This is a genomic window from uncultured Anaerococcus sp., from assembly GCF_937934665.1.
In the GTDB taxonomy this organism is placed as follows: domain Bacteria; phylum Bacillota; class Clostridia; order Tissierellales; family Peptoniphilaceae; genus Anaerococcus.
In genome coordinates, this window is record NZ_CALGYW010000059.1 from 1 (window position 1) to 21,734 (window position 21,734).

Below are 21,734 nucleotides of genomic sequence, written 5' to 3' on the forward strand. Positions count from 1 at the left end.
AGGGTTGCTTTTTTTGTTGATAGTGCTTCGGCTTTGAGAAGGTGAGGCTCGAAGTTTAGATTCCTCTCACCCCGACCATTCAATTTAGCAACAGATGTTGCTATTTTTTATTTCCCTAAAATTAATAACTTTTTACAAGATATGCGACCTCAAGGGTTGCTTTTTTTGTTGATAGTGCTTCGGCTTTGAGAAGGTGAGGCTCGAAGTCTCGAATCCTTTCCCCCGACCATTAGAATACAACCAATTACAGGTTGTTTTTTATTGCCCTAAAATGTTTGTTTTTTATTAGGGGTATACTATTTATATAAGCATCACACCATTTAACTAATATGCTTAAGGAGTATTGAGATGAAAAAATTCTAATTTTATTTATGACGGTCTTTGCCCTAGCGGCATGTTCTAATGACGAAACCCCCAAAGAAATTTCTGATCCAAATGAAAATGTAGAATGGGTTTTAATTCCTATGATCTATGTTAATGATGATCTCTATTTGTATGCGGGAGAAGAAAAATACTACGATGAAGTTACAGATTTTGATGGAGAAATTGATTATGAGGTCGAGCAGACTTTAAAACCTACTAAAAACAACCAGTCAAATTTCGGAACAGGTTATAAATACATAATCCTTGACGAAGGAAAAACTATCAAACTTTACCTTGATGATAATAAGATAATTATTTTTAAGACGGAAGAAGATAGGAATAGGTAAATTCTATCCTAAAATATTTTGAAACAAAAAACACAAACTAAGACCAAGTGCCTAAGTCTGTGTTTTTTATTTTTTTAATTTTCTATAACTCAATTATCACTGCCTGGTAGGAGTCTAAGATTTCTGGGTCATAATCTCGGTTGTTGTTTTTTATGACCTCACCATCTTTTATTAAGTCGGTAATTTTTTCGTCTATTTCATAAAAGTCATCTGATAGGTTTACAAGTGTCACATAGGACTTATCCTTGTAGGTTCTTTTATAAGCGTATACTTGATTATCAAATGTTAGTAGCTCGTAGTCACCAAGACCGAAGACCGACTCTCTTTTTCTTAGCATGATTATATTATACATATAAAAGAAAAATGAATCTGAATGCTTCATATATTCCTTGTAGTTATTTTCGTAGCGAACCATGGTTCCATAGTAGTTTTTCACTTCTGAAAACCTACCAAGACCCGAGTCATCCCATCTTAGGGGGATTTTCGCTGTAAAATTAGTGGTTTTCTTAAGCTTATCAAGAGCTTTCTCATGATCTAAACCTTCCTCTAGGAAGGACTTATATAAAGCCTGGATTTTCTGATCTTTTATATCATCCATATCTATACTGTAGTCACTTTTAGCTTCTATTTCTGTTCCTTGATAGACAAAGGGTATGGTTTTTAAGCTAAAAAGCATGGTTGCTAGGGCTTCTGTAAGAGGTCTTACCTCTTCATCGTCATTTAGAATTTTTTCTATAAGTCTTGGTGTTTCAAAGTTTTGAAAGTCTAGGCCTATAGGCACTTCTTCGCTTAGTTTTTGGGCCTTGTCTAAAAAGCTATAGAAATCCTTGTAGGAATTTTTTTCCTTTATAAGATCATTTGCCTTTGAAAAATAAGCCATATCTACAAATTCTTTTCCTAGCTCATTTATTTCTTCAATTCCTCCTATAAAGATTAGATTGAGCTCATCTGTTAGATTTTTTATAGCTTCTAGGATATCCTCTCCCTCATTTTGATCATCTCCGTAAAGGCTGGCTAGGTTTTTTATCCTTATGCCTTTGATACCTGTTTCTTGCCAATATTTGATAAGGTCTAGGATTTTTTCTTTAATTTCATCCCCATAGCTTAATTTTAATTCTTTTCCATCAAAGTCTAGGAGAATTTTTATCCTTATATATTTTCCTTTTTCACATATGGCCTTGATATCTCTTATATCTCCAAGCTCTTTATCTATCTCATAGAAGTCTACCTTATCATCTTTTTTTGCAAAAATTTGGTTTATTAAAACATAGTTTGCCCCCAATTGGGATATGGTTGTTAGCTTACTTCTTAAGCCTTCTAAGTCCCCTATCCCGTCTTTATTGGTATCTAAAAAAGATTTTGGATAGGCTTCGTAGTAGGTTGACTTCTTTTCTTTATTTTCTAGCATTTTCTCTCCTTTATCATAAAAAAGACCCAGCAGTGTGAAAGCCTCACTATTTTTGATAGCTTTGGGTCGATTCACTTGCCTCTGGGCCTCTTAATTTAAAAATTTTCTATTTTGCTAAAGCTTATTGCGTCAAATTCTCCTTGACTTTCTGCCTTGAGTGTTCCATTATCGTAGTTTAGGATTACTGGAGTATCTACATTTACTCCCTTGATTGTAGCAGATATTTCTCCTTCGTTTGCGCTATAAGAACCAGTATGGACTGCCTTATCTATTTGGTAAACAAGGCTACCATCAGCCTTCAAGGACAATCTTCTACCATCTGCTTCGTATTCTCCGACTACTCCATCAGATGTAGCAAAGTGGTCACTTATATTTGTCTTATTATCTTCAGTGACGCTTAGGCCTTCTAAGCCACTTCTTACATTTGCTAGGGCCTTTTCTATAAAGCCGAATCCTTGGTATTCAATTTGGTAATACTTATAATCACTTTCTACAAAGAACTTGTGGAAGATTTGATTATCAGTTGTAATTGGTCCCTGGCTATAGAAATTGCCATCTTCATCCTTGGCTTTCTTTACATTTTGATATTCAACAAAAGTATAATACTTAAAGTTTGAATTAAAGTCTAAGTCAGGTAGTTTTTCCGAACTTGTCACTTCATATATTAGGTAGACCTTGTTTTTAATATCCCCTTCTCCGTCTTCTTTAAAACCTGTAAAGGAGCCTAGATAATCTATCTTATCAACGTTTATAATGTTTTTATAAAGAATTGTTTGCTTGATTAATTCTCCTGCCTTGTATTTTAGTTCACCAAGTTCTTCATCTGCCAGGTGGGCTGTGGTTTTTATAAAGTCAGAATCGCTCTCGCCTTCTTCTTTTTTATCTTCTTGATTATCCCCACCCTCTGCGCTTTGAGCTGTGAAGTTTTTGCTGGTTGGAGATAGGCTTACATTGTAGGTATTTTTAAGCTCTTCTGCATCAAAGTTTAAGCTTACTGCTACTTCTTCGCCTTCTTCTATACCATTTGACTTGGCAGGAATAATGTCAAGTGTGTGCATAAACTCTGGCGCATCGTCAGTTAGGCTTGCTGTTAGGGTCATATCTGGACTATTTCCCTCAAATTTGACGTTTATATAGGTAAATGGATCTATAAAGTCATCACTTGCTATACCGTCTATAATCACTGCCTTAGAGGCATTTGAAGTTAAAACATTATACTTATCTGAAAGTTTTATATTATCAAGGTTAGCCATGACTGTTATCTCATCACCATTTGATAGGCCGCTATCCTTAGAATATTGAAAGACTATATTGTTTTGAAGGTCAGAAGCAAATTCCTGGGCGGCAGATTCATAAGAATCCTTGTTATTATCTTTAGAAATATATTTTATTTCATCTCCGTAGGCTGCTACTAATCTTTCTGTATCTATGCTTGCCTTTGGCACAGCAGATCCATTTTCTCCCTCATAACTTATGTCAATATAATCACTTAAAGGAATAGTTATATCCTCAGCCTTGCTTGTTTTCATATATAAGATTCCAAGGATTAGGGCAAGTAAAACTCCTATCAAGGCTAAAAGCAAGTTTCTACTTGTTAGATACTTCCTTTCCCTCGGATCTTTGGATTTTTTCTTAGCCTTTTCTTTGGCCTTTTCTTTCTTATCCACTTCTCTAACTGCAGGTGGTTTGGTTTTTGGATTGGCGTTTCTAAGAATTTGATCTCCATCATCCTTATTTACCTCTTCCCTGCCAATCTTTTTGTTTCTAGCTTGAATTTTCCTTATTCCGGCAGAAAGAGTCATACTTGGAAGGTCATTATCTCCATCACCTATTAGCTTATCAAGCTTTTGTTCAAGGTTTTCATTTAAGATATAGCTCTTATAATCTTCTATATAATAATCTTCGTCCCTTTTTTTCTTGGCATTATTCCTATATACCTTGGCTTGGACTTCTTCTATGACAGACCTTTGGTTATAGGGAGAATCCTTGCCTCCTTGATTTTCATACCTTCTGTTTGCCTTATCCATCCTATCTAAAGGATCTGGTCTAAAGAAGTCTTCTATAGAGTCATCTTCTGAAACCTTTTCTTTAGGATTTTTTTCTTCAAAGTTGTCTTCTGCTTTGACTTCGTCTTTTTCTTCTTTTTGATCCTCATCACTTAGATTTTCACCCTCATTTTCATCCTTAACAGTAAACTCTTGGTGAGACTTACTAGTCTCCTTTTCGCCTAAATCATCAGCTTCCAGCTTTTGCTCAGGATTTTCTTCGTTTAGAGGGTCTTTTTTATTTTTATTAAAGTTAAGAAAGTCTGAAAAAGCTTTCTTAGAGTCAGTATTTGCTCGGTTTTCCTGATTTTCCGACTTAATCTTGTCAATTTTACTTCCACAAACTGGGCAAAAATTACAAGCCTCGTCTATAATCGCACCGCAATGCTCACATTTCATAATAATTATCCCTTTACATACTATATATAATATACTTTTAAAAGTTAAAATATAAACTAAATTATGCTATTTACTTAATTTTTTTAAAAAAATTCTCAAAATCAATCTTTATAAAGTTATTTTGTAAAAAATTGACCAAATAAGCTAAATTGAAAAACCTAGCTTTTTGTGCTATAATATAGAAAAAGTTTACATAAGAGATGGTGAAAGAGCGAGTATATTATTTCCGCTCTATTTTTGTCTGTAAAACGAAATTTATCTGCTATTTATTAACCCAAGGAGTCCTTAACTCCTAGTTATAGAAAGGAATTTTTATGTATGATGTAATAATAATAGGAGCAGGTGTAAGTGGAGCTAGTATAGCTAGAAGACTTTCTCGCTATAAACTTGATGTCCTAGTACTCGAAAGAGAAAACGATGTCTCCATGGGAGCATCTAAGGCCAATTCAGCCATAGTCCATGGCGGCTACGCTGAACCTCACTCAGAACTTAGGGGACGCATTTGCTATGAAGGTAGAAAAAAATTTAAAAAACTAGATGAAGAATTAAATTTCGGATTTTTAGAAAATGGCTCTCTCGTCCTCGCCTTTGATGAAGAAGATGAAAAAGAACTTGAAAAACTCATGGACATGGGTCTTGAAAATGGACTTGACGATATAGAAATAATTGGCCAAGAAAAGCTTCGTGAAATAGAACCAAACGTATCTGATGAAGCAACAGCAGCCCTATATTGCAAGGGAGCTGGTGTATGCTCTCCATACGAATATGTAATAGCTCTTATGGAAAGCGCGATAGCTAATGGCACTGACCTTAGACTTTTAAGTGAAGTTACAGGTATCGAAAAAAACGACGAGATTTTCACTGTTACAATTGAATCTGGCGAGTCTTTCGATGCTCGTTTTGTAATTAACGCTTCAGGACTTGAAGGCGCTAAAATTTCAGAAATGATAACAGAAACTGATTTTAATATCCACCCTAGAAGTGGTGAATACCTCCTTATGCAAAAAGGTACTGGTTCAAGGTGCAAGCAGGTTCTTTTCCAAACCCCAAGTCCAAAATCCAAGGGTATCCTTGTTACAAGGACCTACCACAACAACCTCCTCTTAGGCCCAGATGCTATAGATGAGGAAGAAATAGATAGAGGCACCCACATAGAAAGACTCTCTGAAATCTATAACCTAGCTCAAAAATCAGTTAAGGAAGATTTAATAAACCTCAAAGAATTTATAAGATCATTCGCAGGTCTTCGTCCTGCCTCATCTACAGGTGACTTTATCATAGAAAATACTAAGACAAATGGCTTTATAAACGTGGTTGGTATCCAATCGCCAGGTATTACCTCATCTCCTGCTATAGCTAAAATGGTGGAGGGCATATTAAAGGATCTTGGCTTAGACTTAAAAGAAGACCCAGACTACAATCCTCACAGAGACCCTATCATAGAATACAAAGAACTAGAAGACTTTAATAAGGTTATCAAAAAAGTAGACCTCCCTCTAGGAGATCCCGATAGACTTGTTTGTAGGTGTGAACAAGTAAGCGAAAAAACTATAAGAGATGCTATGAATCGTGGTATCCCTTGCAACAGCTTTGACTCTATCAAGAGAAGAACCAGGGCCGGCATGGGCTTTTGCCAAGGCTCTTTCTGTAGGTCAAGGGTAATCGAAGTTATGGAAGACGAATCAGGAAAGAAAATTAAGTCTGATAAGTTCGACTCAGAGCATTCTGGAATTACCAGGGTAAACAAGACTGATATCAACAACTTCATCAAAACTTTGAAGGAAGAAGAAAAATAGCTTAAATATTTGCAAAATAAAAATATCTATGCTATAATAATGATGTAAACATTTTCATAATTGAATAAAAAAGAGACAGAGAGCTAGTTACCAAGGTAGTTCTCTGTTTTTTTATTCACAGAAAGGAGAGAAAATGAGAGATATATTCTTAGGTGAAATGATTGGTACAATGATACTTATTATTTTAGGTAACGGAGTTGTAGCAAACGTTAACATGAACAAGAGTGGTATGCAAGGTGCAGGTCCTATCCAAATCACCATTGCTTGGGGTCTTGCAGTACTTATTCCAGCAACCATATTCGGTGCCCTTACAGGAGCTCACTTCAACCCTGCTTTAACAATAGCTTTAGCATTCAAGGGTGATGTGGCATCTAATGCAGTTCCAGTTTACATAGCAGGTCAAATGCTTGGAGCCTTCCTTGGTCAATGCATAGTCTTCTTACTATTTAAAGACCACTATGAAGCAACAGCAGATAATCCAGAATTAGTTAGAGGAACATTCTGTACAGCACCATCAATTCCTAACACCGGAAGAAACCTCCTATCAGAAATAGTTGGTACCTTCGTTCTTGTATTTGCTATCCTTGGTTTTGGCAACGTTGCAGGTGCAGCTGACACAGGAGTTGACAAATTATTCGTATACGGCCTAATTGTTTCTATTGGTATGTCAACAGGTGGTTTGACAGGTTATGCTATTAACCCAGCCAGGGACCTTGGTCCAAGAATTGCTTACGCAGTACTTCCAGTTAAAAACAAAACAGACGCTAACTGGGGATACGGTTGGATTCCAGTAGTAGGCCCAATAATCGGCGGACTTATCGCCGTTATCTTATTCAATTTTATATTCTAATTTAGAAAACCCCTCAATAAAGAGGGGCTTTCTATTGGAAATATCTAGTTTTTCTATTAAGATCTTAAAAATTCTATTCTGGGTATCTTATAAAGAATTATTTACATTTTCTATAAACTATAGTGTAATGTATTTATCCAAATTACCTCCTTGTTTAATTGTGCATGTGACTATGACCTTTAAGTAAGGAGTTTTTTCTTTATATTTTATCAGCAATCTCTCTGGATTTCAAAACTCTCTTAAAAATATACTTAAGCAAGTATTATACCTAAAAAAGTTTACCAGCCACTACTGTACTTGTTAATTTGTAAGGCAAAAAAATGCCTCCAACTCTAGGGTTGGAGGGTTTATTTTTATGAAGCTCTTGATGTGGCTATTACTTTGATTCCTGTGTCTGCTACGTCTTCTATTAGGCAGTCGCCTATTTCTACTGGGGCCTTGATGTGGGTCTTGTTGATTTCTTCCATTACCTCACTTATCTTGCCCTTTGGGATTGGGTTTTCAGTTTTTACTGATACTAGGTATTCGTCTGCTCCGTCTACCCTGGCTGTTGAGGTGACTGTTCTTACTGGGTTGGTAAGTTCGTCTTTGACGTAGATTTCTCCTCTTTTACAGTTGTTTCCTGTTATATTTGTAATTTCCCCATCCTCTAAGGTAACACTTACTGTGCATCCTAGGGGACAATTTATACAAGTTAGATCTTTAATCATAAGCTCTCCAATCTTACTTCGATTTTTTTGCTATTTTCGTCTAGGTCGCTTTTCTTCAGGATTAAATCTTCCATTTCACCTGGTGCGAAGACTATCTTTCTCTTTTGGGCTACTTCTTTGCCATCTACTTCTAGGACTAGTCTTGATTTTTGGTAGATGTTATTTACCCTAAATCTGATTATGACTTCATCTCTCATTGTCTTTGGTGAGATGTATTGTGGAACTGTATAGGTTACGCCGTTTCCTGGTGTTAGGTGGATTTTTTCTTCACCTTGTGGGTTAAATTCGTCTTTGATATAGGCTGCTGCGTTTTCTCCTGCAAGCTCACTTTCTTCTGTTACATAGTCTACAAGGTCATGAACGTGAAGAACGTTACCTGCTGCAAATACACCATCTATAGATGTCATCATCCTGTCAGATACTTCTGCACCCTTGGTTCTTGGATCCATCTTGATTTCTGCATCCCTACTTAATTCGTTTTCTGGGATTAGTCCTACTGATAGTAGGATAGCATCACATTCTACATATTCTTCTGTTCCTGGAATGACCTTCATGTTTTCGTCTACCTTTGATAGGTAAACACCCTCTACCCTGTCATCTCCAACTATATCTGATATTGTTGTTGAAAAATGAAGTGGAATATCAAAGTCATCTAGACATTGAACTATATTTCTCTTTAGTCCTCCAGAGTATGGCATGATTTCTGCAACGCATTGTACCTTAGCACCTTCTAAAGTCATACGTCTTGCCATGATGAGTCCTATATCACCTGATCCTAGGATTACTACTTTCTTACCTGGCATAAAGCCATCAAGGTTTACAAGTTTTTGAGCTGTACCTGCTGAGTATACACCTGCTGGACGGCTTCCTGGTATGTTTAGAGCTCCTCTTGGTCTTTCCCTACAACCCATGGCAAGAACTACAGCCTTAGGTTTTATTTGGAACATACCATTTTCTTCATTCATTAGGGTTAGAGTCTTATCTGAACTAAAGTCCATTACGATAGTATCGAGCATTAGATCTATATCACGCTCTGCTACTATGTCTTCATACCTACCAGCATATTCTGGTCCAGTTAATTCTTCTTTAAACCTGTGAAGACCAAAACCATTGTGGATACATTGGTTTAGAATTCCACCAAGTTTGTTATCTCTTTCTATAATTAATACATTTTTTATACCACAGTCATAGGCTCTAGCTGCTGCAGCAAGGCCTGCAGGACCGCCACCTACTACTACTAAATCATAATTTTTCATTGTCTTCTCCTACTTCACTCTTCCATCAACATAGTAAGAATCTTTTGAGTTTTTAACTACATCTGACTTATCACGATCAAGCTCACGAGCTAAGATTTCCATTAGATGTGGTAAGCAGAATCCGCCCTGGCATCTTCCAGCGCTAGCTCTAACACGTCTTTTTATGCCATCTACAGTTGTTGCTCCAAGTGGTCTATTGATTGCATCTACAATCTCACCTTCTGTTACAGATTCACATCTGCAGATAATCTTGCCGTAAAGTTTGTTTTTCTTGATAAGTTCAGAATGTTCTTCAACACTCATTTCTATAGTTTTTGGAATTGGTTTTCTGTCATAGGTAAAGTCTTCATTTTCTTCAAATTCGTACTTATCTGCAACAAGATTTGCCATATACTTACCTATAGCTGGAGATGAGGTAAGACCTGGTGATTCTATACCTACACAGTCAAAGAAACCTTCTTCGCTTTCTTGTAAAATAAAGTCGCCGCCTACTTCGTGGGCTCTGTTACCTGAGAAAGAAGTAATTACCATTCTTACTGGTACGTTTTTAACAGTGTGGTTTGATTTTTCAACAACTTCTTCAAGTCTTTCTCTTGTTGATCTTCTATCGTTTTTATCATCTACAAAGTCTGAAGTTGGTCCTACAAGAGTATTGTTGTCTATAGTTGGTGTAACTAAGATACCCTTACCCTTGTCAGATGGAAGGTTAAACATAACGTGGTTTACAAAACCAGATGTTTCCTTATCTAGTAGGAGGTATTCACCTCGACGAGCCTTGATTTTATATTTTGTATCAGAGACTTGGTTGTGTATCTCATCAGAATAAACACCAGCACAGTTGATAACTGCCTTAGTTTCAAAGTCGCCATTGTTTGTATTAAGAACCCAGTGGTCATCTTTTCTTTCGATTTTTTCTACTTTTGTATTAAATTTATAGTCTACACCGTTTATATTTGATACTTCTGCATAGGCTATGTTCATTAAAAATGGATCTAAGATTCCAGCTTCTTCACAATATAAAGAAGCTACAACATCGTCAGTGATGTTATCTTCTAGAGCTAGTGTCTCTTCTCTATTTAAGATTTTCATGCCCTTTACGCCATTTTCTATACCATAATCATAAAGTTTTTGTAGATTTGGCATATCTTTTTCATCGTGGCATAGAACGAGGGTTCCAATTTTTTTGTAAGGGAAGGCAAATAATTTACTTTCCTCTTCCATCATTTGGTTACCTTCTACATTGAATTTTGCCTTTAGAGTACCTGGCACAGCGTCATAACCACCGTGGCAAATACCTGAGTTAGCCTTGGTTGTTTCTGTACAAACATCCTCATTTTTTTCAAGTAATAAAAATTTTCCTTTTTTCTTTGATAGGTGAGCTGCAACTGAAGCGCCAACAACTCCTCCACCAATTATTATTACATCAAACATATTTGCTCCTTTTATGTAAAAAACTATATAGAAAAACGAGCGCAAGTATCCTCATACTTACGCTCGCTTCTCTCCGTTCTTATTAATTTAATATTATTATACTACGATTTTAATTTTAAATCAATATCATTCTTCATAGTGTTTTGCCCAGTCAAAAGACCTAGCTATAGCTCTTTGCCAGTTTCTATCTTTCTTATCTCTTTCTTCTCTAGAGATTTCTGGTTCAAAAGTTTTATCAACTAGTCTATATTCTCTAATTTCATCCTTATCTTTATAATAGCCTGTTGCAAGACCAGCTAGATATGAAGCACCTAGTGCAGTTGTTTCTAGAGTTTGTGGTCTTTCTACATTTGTTTGAATCATGTCAGCTTGGAATTGCATTAGGAAGTTGTTTGCACTTGCACCACCGTCTACTTTTAGTTCATGAAGTGGGTGACCAGCGTCTCTTTCCATTGATGCTAATACGTCGTTTGTTAGATAAGCAAGTGATTCTAGGGTCGCTCTTACGATGTGATATTTGCTTGTACCACGAGTTAAACCTACTATAGCTCCTCTAGCATATGGGTCCCAATATGGAGCACCAAGTCCTGTGAATGCTGGAACTACGTAGCAACCATTTGTATCATCTACTTTTGTTGCCATGTATTCAGTATCATCTGCAGCGTCAACTATTCTTAATTGGTCTCTTAGCCATTGGATAGCAGAACCTGCAACAAAGATTGAACCTTCTAGGGCATAGTCTACTTTACCTTCCTCAAGACCCCAAGCAATTGTTGTAACTAAGCCGTTGTCAGAATCAACAGCATCATCACCAGTATTCATAAGTAGGAAGGCACCTGTACCATAGGTATTTTTAGCATCTCCCTTTTCAAAGCAAGTTTGACCAAATAAAGCTGCTTGTTGGTCACCTGCTATACCTGATATCTTAATTTCGCCATCAAAATATCCTGAGAAGGTCTTACCATATACATATGAAGATGGTTTAACTTCTGGAAGCATGCATTTTGGAATATTTAGCATCTCTAGAAGTTCATCATCCCATTCAAGAGTGTGGATATTAAAGATCATAGTTCTTGATGCATTTGAATAGTCTGTTACGTGAACCTTACCACGAGTTAGGTTGTAAACTAACCATGTATCAACTGTACCAAATAAAAGTTCGCCATTTTCAGCTCTTTCTTGGCCATTTTCTATATTATCAAGGATCCATCTAATTTTTGTAGCAGAGAAATATGGGTCTACAACTAGGCCGGTTTTTTCTTTAACCATGCCTCTATAGCCATCTTTAACAAGCTGATCTGCCATATCTGCAGTTCTTCTACATTGCCAAACGATTGCATTATAAACAGGTTTACCGGTATCCTTTTCCCAAACTATAGTAGTCTCCCTTTGGTTTGTTATACCAATGGCCTCTATGTCTTCTGCACTAGCACCTAGTTTTGCCATGGCTTCAGTACATACCCCTATTTGGGTTGACCAGATTTCAGTAGCATCGTGTTCTACCCAGCCTGGGTGTGGGAAAAATTGTGTAAATTCTTTTTGAGCTACAGACATAATCTCACCCTTTTTATTGAAGATTATAGCTCTGTTACTTGTTGTTCCGGCATCTAATGCCATAATGTACTTAGTCATATCTACTCCTTTACATTTTCCATACTTCATAATTAGAACTTGAGACCGCAATGGCACCAGCATTTAGGGCATCAATAACATCGGACTTATCCCTTATAAGGCCCCCTGCTACTAGGGGTATGGCAGTCCTTTTGCTAATCTCTGTCACCATCTTAGGCATGATACCTGGTAGGACCTCCAAAAGATCTGCGGAGATATTTTTTAAAGTCTCCTTGACACTTTCGTAAGATAGGCTATCTAAGAGGAAGAACCTAAATACTGTACTTAGACCAATCCTCCTTGCCTCATAGGCATTTTGGGCCCTGGTTGTGATAATTCCATCAGCTCTGGTGTATTTTTTGATAAAGCTAGGCGAGTAGTGCGATGATGAGAGTCCTTCGATTAGGTTTTCGTGGACAAAGACTATCTTATCCTTATCTTTTAGCTTATCGACAATAGTGGGAATCGTTTCTATACTCCCAAATAGTACAAAGACAATTTTATTATCTTCGTAATCATCCTTAAGACATTCTCTTAAGTCTTTGCCATCCTTAATGGCCATTATAACTGGATTTTCATACAACACTTCTTTAATATCTAGCATATCTCTCCCTAAACACATAAAACGAGCCTAAAATTAATCAAGCTCGTCTCTCTCATTATTATCATGTGTATTTATAGTATCATATATTTATTTTTTTTGCAAGTGTTTTCATAAAATTTTTATTATAATTAAAAAGTGGCTAAAAGCCACTTTCTAACCAAATATAAAGTTTAATATAACAATAGATATAAAACCTACTGCCCATGCTATAGTTGAAACTACAGAGTATCCCCCGATTTGTTCTTTAGCTTCTGTTAAACCTAAGGACCTATTAACAACCCAGAAAAACGAGTCGTTAAAGTATGAGAAGAATATTGAGCCAACACAAGCAGATAGGGTTGCAAAAACTGGATCAACACCTAAAGGTATAACTATAGGGGCTGATATAGATGCTGCTGTTAGCATGGCTACTGTACCAGACCCTTGGATAAACCTAATCAGTGTCGCAATTATAAACGGAAGTAAGAGTGCATTGATATTCATTGTAGATATATAATTTGCTATATCATTACCTACTCCTGAATCTGTTAGTACCCTACCTAGGGCTCCACCGCCTCCAGTAACAAGGATAATTATCCCTGCCGATTGTATACCAGTTTCCATTTCTGTTATTACACTGTGCCTGTCCATTCCTTTTGTTAGGGTAAATATTGCTATCAGTAAACCAAAACCTACCGCCACAATAGGTGTACCTATAAACATCAAAGCCTCAAGTAAAGGACTGGTTTCAACTTTACCAACCTTTATTAGGGTTGATATTATGGTATTTATCAATATCAAAATTATAGGTGCTACTATTGGTAAAAACGCAGTAAATGTTGATGGCATATCTTCATCATCATCAAAAGTAAAGTCACTTGCTTTAATCTCAGACATTCTATCTGGTCTAATCCAATCACCATTTTCATCAGGTAGTTGGTAGACTTTTTTGCCATACCAGTTTGCATAAACTAGTGTTGATATTACCATAGGGATGGCTATTAGTATACCCCAAAGTATTACAGCGCCTACATTTGCCCCAAATATACCGGCGGCACCAACAGGGCCTGGTGTAGGTGGTACCACTGTATGGGTTATAACCAAGCCTGAAGCTAGGGCAAGTCCAAGGGTTATAACTGACTTTCTTGTAGATCTAGACAGAGCCTTGGCCACAGGAAATAAGATTACAAATCCTGAGTCACAATATATAGGAATCGAAACTAAGAAACCCGTAATTGTCATTGCTAAATCTTCCCTACCTTTACCAAATATTTTTATAAAGGTATGAGCCATCCTCTTGGCAGCGTTTGATACTTCAAATAATTGGCCCATCATAACACCAAAACCAATTATTATACCAATAGATCCCAGAGTCCCTCCAAAACCACCTGTTACACTGTCTATAACCTCGTCATAAGTCATCCCACCTGATACACCTATAAAAATTGCTGTTATGATTAAGGCAAGAAAAGTGTGAATTTTTGTCTTTACAATCATTCCTATAAGCAGGATTAGACCTATCAGTAAGGCAAATAAAATCCTAGTATCGTTCATAAGTCATCCTTTATTTTTCTTTTTTAAAGTATGGACCGTATTTAGCTGCAAGTTTTACTGCTTCAACCATACTTACTTCAGAAGCTATATTTTTACCTGCCACATCAAAAGCAGTTCCGTGGTCTACTGATGTTCTTAAGAATGGCATTGAGTTTGTAAGTGAGATTGTCTTCATGAAATTATAGGTCTTTGTTGCTATATGTCCTTGATCGTGATATAGAGAAAGGACAGCTGCATACTTTCCTTGAAGACCTTGAGCAAATACTGAGTCAGCTCCTATAGGACCTACTACATCTATACCTCTCTTTTGAGCTTCTTTAATCGCAGGTTCTATTTCATCAACCTCTTCATAGCCAAATAAACCATGTTCACCAGAGTGAGGGTTTAGGCCAGCTACCGCTAAAGTTCCTTCTACTCCAAGTCTGTGCATAGCTTCTGTACTTCTTTCAATATAATCTAGAACCCTATCGTATTTAACTTGATCAATGGCATCTTTCAAAGATAAGTGTCTTGATAGGAAAAATACTCTCAAACCTTCTACTTCAAACATGGTTAACGGGTCATGGACTCCTGATATATCTTCAAACATTTCAGTATGACCTATGTATGGTACTTCAGCTGCTCTTAAAGATTCTTTATTTATTGGACTTGTCGCAACAGATTCTACATCACCATTCATAGCAAGTTCTCCAGCTTTAAATATATATTCATAAGCAGCCTTGCCACACTCAGCACTAACTTCACCAAATTCATAGTCTTTAGACATATTTTTAAGGTCTATTAGGTCAATTGTTCCAAATTCATACTTACCATCTTCAACATTTTCAATTAAGTTGATTTTTAAATCTAAACCTGTTCCTTCTAAAGCTCTTTCTAGAACATTTTTATCACCTACTAAAACTATATCAGCTTCGTCATAAAGCTCTTTTACATTGAATGTTTTTGCTACGATTTCTGGACCTATACCTGCTGGGTCACCTAATGTTACTGCTATTCTACTTCTTTCCATAATAATTATTCTCCTTTATTTAATAACCTGTCTACACATTTTATCATTATTTTATCACTGCCAACCATGCCACCCTTACTTACAATTTTAAGTCCGTCTACTTCACCTCCGATAACTCTTCCATATGCAACTAATGGTTCGATTTCTTCTCTAATCTCTATACCTTGCCCGCCTAATTCTTCGGTTACCGCTATGGTAACATCTCCTCCTGAAGAGAAAATCCCTGAAATAGACCTATCCTTCTTAACTATTTCACTTGAAATTTTTGCAAGACCTCTGGAAATCATCAGTGACAAATCGTCAATGCTCATATCCATATCTTCAGATATCACCATTAGGTCAAGCCTGTCCTCTAATTTTCTAGGCGTGGTTGTTATAATAACAAGATTATTAGTTAGTAATTTCTCCTGAGCTAATTTTATAGCCCTATTAACTTCTCCTATTGCTGAGTCTATATTTATTAACTTACCTGCATCGACTGCAAGTCTATAGTGTTTGAAATTAGCTTCTAATTCTTTCATTTGATTCATTGTAACCTTGGTTACTGAACCAATAACAGCCAAAGCCTTGGTACTAATTTTATTTTTGCTATAAAGTATTTTAGTTACTTCTTTGGTAAAAGGACCTGGGTCTACGCTTATAAAATCAAGGCCAGTGTCTATAGATGCTTCTGCTATCATCTCTATCTGATCGTTGGTAATAGAGTCAAGTATTATTAAATCAGCATCCTTATTTGCAAGAATTAAATCTCTTATGTGGTTATGTCCCTTTTCCACTTCTTCAATTGATATATGGAATATCTTTCCATCATAGTCTTTTTTAAAGTTTTCAGTCACGAGGTTTGAAACTGCTGATATCTTAGAATCTTTACCAGCATCAGTATTCATCAAAGGTTTTCCTTTTACATACATGTAGTCATTTATAACAATCCTATTTGAATCCGGAAAAGATGGTACACATATAGCTAATCTCCCGCCTAAGCCATCTTGAAAACCTTTTAATTCCGATCCTAAGTTCCCCCTTAAGGTTGAGTCTATCCTTTTTGAAAATAGTATTACATCCTTATCTTTGTATTCACCGGCTTTTTTATTGACCCTTTTGTAAGAATGTTCGGAACTCATGGCTCTTGAATCTGTGGTAAATGCTAATACATCGATATCCCCTACATCTTCATCATTTATTCTTCCAGTTATACTTGCACTTCTTAGCCCTATAGACTTCATAAGTGCACAGTTTGCATTGGCACCTGTGAGGTCATCAGCTATTATAACTACCTTTCCCATATCTCCTCCTAGATTTCTAAGATCAAATCCTTCTTGTTTCTTCGCTTATTAGATAATCAAATTCGCTAACTTCACCAAAAGAATATAAGCCTCTTGAAGGATATTTGCTAGTATCTGTCATTAAAACTTTTACCCTAGAATTCTCAATCATTTTCTCCTTTATTTTCCCCTTATTCTCAGATGTAGAATAAACATACTGATCATCATATGCATCAGTGCCCATAAAACAAACATCGGCATGGAACCTAGATAAGTTTTCATATCCATCTATGGATAGAGAAGTTTTTGTTTTATTATCAACATACCCCCCTAAGATATAGGTCTTTACATTAGGATATTTTGATAAGATTAAGGCTATCTCTAAATCATAAGTAATTACTGTAACGTCTTTTAACTTTACAATATGCTTTATCAATTTGGATGTGGTGGTGCCCGCATCTAAGAATATTGTTGTAGATTCTTCTAATAACTTGCTAGCTTGGTCTGCTATATAGTCTTTTTGCTTTTTATTAAGATGTTTTTTGCTATCAGTAGTTAATTCTTCAACGTTTTTGCTAATTTTTACAGCTCCACCATGGGTTCTTTTGATTGCTTTCGATTTTTCTAGCTCGTTTAAATCCTTCCTTATTGTTACCTCAGATACATCTAATTTCTCTGATAATTCAGATACACTAACCCTATTCTTTTTATCTAATATTTCTAGAATAAAATTGATTCTCTCTTCTTGGAACATTTCGTTTTCTTTCGTTTCCTTTCGTTTCGTTATTATAATATCACAAGTTAATATGTTTTGCAAGTGTTTTCATAAATTTTTATTATATAATCCTAATAAAAAACCAGCACCTACCTTTTTATATAAGGCTTATGCTGGTTAGTTTTTATTTAAATAGGGCTAGTTCTTTTTCTGTAAGCTCCCTATAGTCTCCCTCGTCTAAGTAAGGGTCTAGGTCTAAGTCTCCTATGGCTATTCTTTTTAGGGATACTACTTCGTTTCCTAGGTTTGAAAAGAGTCTTTTAACTAGGTGGTATTTGCCTTCTGTGACCTTGACTATAGCTTCTTTGTCGCCCTTTATAATTAGTTCAGCGGGTCTTGTTGTGTAGTCGTCTTCTTTTATATAGACGCCTTTTTTAAATTCTTCTATGAGATTTTCTTCGATCTTATCCCTGGTTTTTACCTCATAGGTCTTTGTTATTTGTGAGTTTGGGCTGGTTATCTTATGAATGAATTTCCCGTCTGTTGATAGGAGGATAAGTCCTGTGGTATCTTTATCAAGCCTACCTGCTATGGATAGCTTGTAATTTAGGTAGAAATCATCCAGGAGGTCTATTACAGTCTTATCCCTATCTTGGGTAGCTGATAGGACTCCGGCTGGTTTGTTTAGTATCAGATATAGGTTGTCTATATATTCAACAAAGTGGCCCATGTAGAAGACCTCGTCTACGAAGGGATCTACCTTGACTGAGGAGTCTTTTACTACTTCCCCGTTTATTACCAGGGCTCCTTTTTTGGCATTTCTTTTTATGTTTTTCCTGGTGTCTAGACCAGTGTTTCCAATCATCTTATCTACTCTCATTTATTTCCCTTTTCTAGTACGCTGTCCATGGCAGCCTTTAGGCTGTCATAGCCTGTGTAAAATTCGTCTAAGTATTTCCTTCCTGCATCTGTTATATAGTAATACTTTCTCCTTGGGCCCTTGGTGGATTCCTTTAGGGTCCCAAGGATTAGGCCTTTTTTTATAAGCCTGGTTAGGATGGGATATACTGTGCCTTCTGTCATATTATAAAAACCATTTAGCTTTAATTCTTCTATTATTTCGTAGCCATAGGTTTCCTTGTTTTTTATTATATGGAGGATTATTCCGTCAATAAGCCCCTTCAACATTTGTGTATCTATCATAAACTCACCTACCTATATTGTATTACATAGTAGATATCTTTCAATTTCTCTTGCAGAAATATCTCATCTGGCAATACTTGCAAGCCCTTGTATCATCGGTTCTCCTGTAGCCGATATTCCTATCTATCATCCTGGCTATCTTATCTATCTCATTTATATCAAAGTCTGTTGGGCTTATTTCTATTAGCCTATCTTCTTCTATAAAATATAGAAACATTTTATTTAGCTCGTGCTTATTTCCCAGGATTAGCTGTCTATAGGTCATTAGCTGGCCCTTGTAGCCTTCTATGAGCTCTTTATTGTAGGAGCCTGTTTTTATATCTACTATGGACCCATCAGCAAGGCTTAGGTCGACCTTACCCTGGAGGATATAGAAATTCCTATCGAGCTTATAATTTGTCTCGATTCCTTTTATTTGAAAATCTCTATTTATGAAATTTTCTAGGGGCTTTTTGTAGGCGGGGTTTTTTTCTAAAAATTCTTTTAAAGAACCTATATCATCTGGCCTTAGGCTGATATATTCGCTAAGCTTGTGGGTGTTGGTACCGAAGCTTAGGGCTGGGGTTTTTAGGGTTTTAAAGTCTAATTTTCTCATAAACCTATATTTTAAAGAGCAGGTCTTAAAGACTTCTATGTCTGTGGTGTAGGCTAAGGTTAACTTTTCTTTTTTCTCCTCATCCCTCGCAAAGGCCAGGCTTTTAATAGCTGATGACCTTGGGAAAGATTCTGAAAAGTTATTTAGCTTGTAATCTTCACTATTATCTAAAAGTACTAGGAGGTTTTTTGCCCTGGTAAAACCCGTGTAGTACTTCCTATAAAAATCTTTTACATAGGAAAAATCATTGGGATCTCTTTTTTCTAAAAACTTAGGCTTTGATGGTTTTGGAGAGTCATAAAGCCCCGATATAAAGACAACCTCAAACTCAAGTCCCTTGGCCTGGTGGATGGTCATAAAGTTTACGGCGTCCTTATGGCTATCTATATTAGCATATTCCTCTATACTCCTTGATACAAAGAGGTATTGTAAATAAGAGTTTACAAAATCTTTGTAATGGTCTTTTAAGTTTTTATTTATAAAAATTTCATCAAAGTCCTTGGCTAAATTTATAATAGTCGATATATTTCCCAAAACCCTAGCCCCATCTAGGTCTTTTTCATCCATTATTAGAAATTTTCTAAAATAGTCCAAACCCATGGCCTTATAAAGCAAGTTTGTGATTAGAAGGGGACTTTCTTTTTCGTCTTCAATGAATTTTTGAAGATCTAGGTCTTCTTTCAAGGTCTCATCTTTATCTAGGTAATACAAATAATTTTTGTACTTGGCCTTGTTTTTGCCAAAAGTTCCGTAAATTGTTGATGGGTCTTCATAATAGGTTTTAATCTCGCCGATTTTCATGATTAGATATATAAAGCCCCTAATCTCATCTCTCTTAAAAAACTGGGAAGATTTTTTATTTAAAACCCTAATTCCCGCTTTTTCAAAACAGGATTGGAGTTTTGAAACATAGGCATGGTTTAAGGATGGAAATAAAAAGGCAATCTGACCTAGGTTTATATCCTGTTTTAAAATCCTTAGTATTGTTGTTAGATTTTTATATTCATAAGCCCTGGCCCTTACTATGGTGTTGGGGTTTTTATCCCTATCAACAGACCTTAAGCTCTTTTTTGTCACTCCATAATCTTTGTTATCAAGCCATTTGAGTGACTTATCAATTATAACCTGGTTTGACCTATAGTTTATATCAAGCTTATAGGTAAAGGCCTTATGTCCCTTAGCTTTAAAAAACTTATCAGAAAATTCAGTGAGATTTCTTGGATCTGCTCCCCTAAAAGAGTAAAGAGACTGGTCATCATCTCCAAAGACCATTATTTCCTTATCTCTAACCAGGTTAAAGGCTATCTCCTGCTGAATATAGTTTGTATCTTGGTATTCATCTACAATTACAAAATCAATCCCAGACCTAATTTCTTCTCCCAAGACAGGGTCTTTTAAAACTTTATAAAAGTCTCTTAAAATCATCTGGAAATTTATAAGATTTTTTTCTTTAAGGAGCTTTTCGTGGCTTGTAAAAATTTTACCTGCAAAAACTTCCCTAGGATCATCCGAAGCTAGAAGAGCCTCCACATCTAGTAGCTTATTGGTAATCTCTTCATAAATCCCCTTTATTTCCTTGGCGTGGTTGTAGGTTATATATTTTTCATAACCCTCTATACTCTTATAAGATTCGAGGTTTTCTTCTATTAAGTAGCCTTCTACCACCTGGTCAATGACCTTAGCGTCTAAAAAAGGCCTATCAAGTGATGGATATTTTTCTAAAAAATCAAGGGCTAGGGAGTGAAAGTTTCCAATCATCATATCCTTAAGCTCAGTTTTTATCCCTTGCCTATTAAATTCTGAAATTATCCTAGTTTGAAGTTCTCTCGCAGCCTTTTTGGTAAAGGTTGTAATTAGGATCCTATTTGGACTAAGACTCTCATTTTTTATTAGGGAAATAACTTTTTTTACAATTGTATAAGTCTTTCCCGTCCCAGGTCCTGCTATTACTGCCGCTGGCGTCTTGGCCCTTTCAACAATTATCCTTTGACTTTCATTTATCATAAATATCTCTCATAGCAAATTCTCGGCTTTTTTGTCCCCTCTTCATCTATATAAATTTCTCCAATCTTTTTAAATCCTAACTTATTTATAAGCCCCCTCATCTTGAAATTATCCTCATGGGTATCAATTCTTAGACTATCAAAATGATTTTCTTCTGCAAACTTTATGATATCAATAAAAAATTTTAAGGCAATCCCACGTTTCTTCATCTTAGAATCTACTGCAAAGGTATGGATAGTAAGAGGTCTATCCCCTTCAAAGTCTCCTTCCCAAACTTTGTAGGCTGCTTCTTTCTCATCTGATAAAAATCCATAGGCTAAAATCTCACCTTCTTCATAAAGGTAGGCTTTCCCAGATTCGATTTGCCCTTTCAAAAAATTTTCATCCATAGATTCTATTTGCCACTGGTCAATATCATCTGCCTTCAGGCCACATTTTGCATCTTCTATAATATTTACAATTTTATTTATGTCCTTTATCTCTGCTTTTCTCATATATCTATTATACCTTAATAAAGAAAGAGACCTTGAAGATTGTTTGGACCTAGCCAAAGTGATATAATATTGTTAAGCAATAGACAGAAAGGATAATAT

The 21,734-nt window shown here is 36.0% G+C and carries 18 protein-coding genes; 3 read left to right on the forward strand and 15 right to left on the reverse strand.

The genetic code is table 11. From position 1 onward, the window contains the following. Positions 1-371 precede the first annotated feature (371 nt). Entirely contained in the window at positions 372-710 is a 339-nt protein-coding gene (locus Q0410_RS03005; protein ID WP_299032706.1) for a hypothetical protein, read from the forward strand. A gap of 82 nt (positions 711-792) precedes the next feature. Here the strand turns inward: Q0410_RS03005 and Q0410_RS03010 are convergent, their stop codons facing one another. Further along, positions 793-2,118 carry an alpha-amylase family glycosyl hydrolase gene (locus Q0410_RS03010; RefSeq protein WP_299032708.1) on the reverse strand — a complete coding sequence of 442 codons (1,326 nt, stop codon included), beginning with the start codon at positions 2,116-2,118 and terminating at the stop codon, positions 793-795. Between the two features lie 95 nt (positions 2,119-2,213). Next, positions 2,214-4,562: a zinc ribbon domain-containing protein gene (locus Q0410_RS03015; protein ID WP_299032710.1), complete on the reverse strand. Its 2,349-nt coding sequence runs from the start codon at positions 4,560-4,562 to the stop codon at positions 2,214-2,216. A gap of 314 nt (positions 4,563-4,876) precedes the next feature. Here Q0410_RS03015 and Q0410_RS03020 point away from each other — a divergent pair, with 314 nt between their 5' ends. Both Q0410_RS03020 and Q0410_RS03025 read left to right on the forward strand, forming a co-directional pair. Then, entirely contained in the window at positions 4,877-6,358 is a 1,482-nt protein-coding gene (locus Q0410_RS03020) for an NAD(P)/FAD-dependent oxidoreductase (RefSeq protein WP_299032711.1), read from the forward strand. A 133-nt stretch (positions 6,359-6,491) separates the two neighbouring features. Continuing rightward, complete coding sequence (locus Q0410_RS03025; protein ID WP_299032713.1) at positions 6,492-7,208, forward strand: MIP/aquaporin family protein; 717 nt, start codon at positions 6,492-6,494, stop codon at positions 7,206-7,208. A gap of 353 nt (positions 7,209-7,561) precedes the next feature. On the opposite strand, the gene Q0410_RS03030 is transcribed toward Q0410_RS03025, so the two are convergent. The 13 genes from Q0410_RS03030 to Q0410_RS03090 form a co-directional block, all read right to left on the reverse strand. Beyond that, the gene (locus tag Q0410_RS03030) at positions 7,562-7,918 is read right to left on the reverse strand and encodes a DUF1667 domain-containing protein (protein WP_299032715.1); all 357 of its coding nucleotides are present in this window, start codon (positions 7,916-7,918) and stop codon (positions 7,562-7,564) included. After that, positions 7,915-9,174, reverse strand: coding sequence for an NAD(P)/FAD-dependent oxidoreductase (locus Q0410_RS03035; protein ID WP_299032717.1), 1,260 nt, complete (start codon positions 9,172-9,174; stop codon positions 7,915-7,917). The genes Q0410_RS03030 and Q0410_RS03035 overlap by 4 nt, the downstream gene beginning before the upstream one ends. 9 nt (positions 9,175-9,183) lie before the next feature. Continuing rightward, complete coding sequence (locus Q0410_RS03040) at positions 9,184-10,605, reverse strand: NAD(P)/FAD-dependent oxidoreductase (protein WP_299032719.1); 1,422 nt, start codon at positions 10,603-10,605, stop codon at positions 9,184-9,186. A gap of 126 nt (positions 10,606-10,731) precedes the next feature. Next, the gene (gene glpK, locus Q0410_RS03045; RefSeq protein WP_299032720.1) at positions 10,732-12,237 is read right to left on the reverse strand and encodes a glycerol kinase GlpK; all 1,506 of its coding nucleotides are present in this window, start codon (positions 12,235-12,237) and stop codon (positions 10,732-10,734) included. A 10-nt stretch (positions 12,238-12,247) separates the two neighbouring features. After that, a complete protein-coding gene (locus tag Q0410_RS03050) occupies positions 12,248-12,820 on the reverse strand; it encodes a glycerol-3-phosphate responsive antiterminator (protein ID WP_299032721.1) in 573 nt (190 codons plus the stop codon). 153 nt (positions 12,821-12,973) lie between these two features. Continuing rightward, on the reverse strand, positions 12,974-14,353 hold the full coding sequence (locus Q0410_RS03055) for a GntP family permease (RefSeq protein WP_299032722.1): 1,380 nt from the start codon (positions 14,351-14,353) through the stop codon (positions 12,974-12,976). Between the two features lie 10 nt (positions 14,354-14,363). Beyond that, the gene (gene pdxA / locus Q0410_RS03060) at positions 14,364-15,362 is read right to left on the reverse strand and encodes a 4-hydroxythreonine-4-phosphate dehydrogenase PdxA (protein WP_299032724.1); all 999 of its coding nucleotides are present in this window, start codon (positions 15,360-15,362) and stop codon (positions 14,364-14,366) included. A gap of 5 nt (positions 15,363-15,367) precedes the next feature. Beyond that, positions 15,368-16,645 (reverse strand): four-carbon acid sugar kinase family protein, encoded by a 1,278-nt coding sequence (locus Q0410_RS03065; RefSeq protein ID WP_299032726.1) that lies wholly within the window; start codon positions 16,643-16,645, stop codon positions 15,368-15,370. Between the two features lie 22 nt (positions 16,646-16,667). Next, positions 16,668-17,378 (reverse strand): DeoR/GlpR family DNA-binding transcription regulator, encoded by a 711-nt coding sequence (locus Q0410_RS03070; RefSeq protein ID WP_299032728.1) that lies wholly within the window; start codon positions 17,376-17,378, stop codon positions 16,668-16,670. A 145-nt stretch (positions 17,379-17,523) separates the two neighbouring features. Next, a complete protein-coding gene (locus Q0410_RS03075) occupies positions 17,524-18,219 on the reverse strand; it encodes a 16S rRNA pseudouridine(516) synthase (RefSeq protein WP_299032730.1) in 696 nt (231 codons plus the stop codon). Next, a complete protein-coding gene (locus Q0410_RS03080; RefSeq protein ID WP_299032732.1) occupies positions 18,216-18,542 on the reverse strand; it encodes a PadR family transcriptional regulator in 327 nt (108 codons plus the stop codon). The genes Q0410_RS03075 and Q0410_RS03080 overlap by 4 nt, the downstream gene beginning before the upstream one ends. 40 nt (positions 18,543-18,582) lie before the next feature. Beyond that, positions 18,583-21,141, reverse strand: a complete 2,559-nt coding sequence (locus Q0410_RS03085; protein ID WP_299032733.1) for an ATP-dependent DNA helicase — start codon at positions 21,139-21,141, stop codon at positions 18,583-18,585. Next, complete coding sequence (locus Q0410_RS03090; RefSeq protein ID WP_299032734.1) at positions 21,138-21,635, reverse strand: GNAT family N-acetyltransferase; 498 nt, start codon at positions 21,633-21,635, stop codon at positions 21,138-21,140. Before Q0410_RS03090 ends, Q0410_RS03085 begins: the two co-directional genes overlap by 4 nt. Positions 21,636-21,734: the final 99 nt, after the last annotated feature.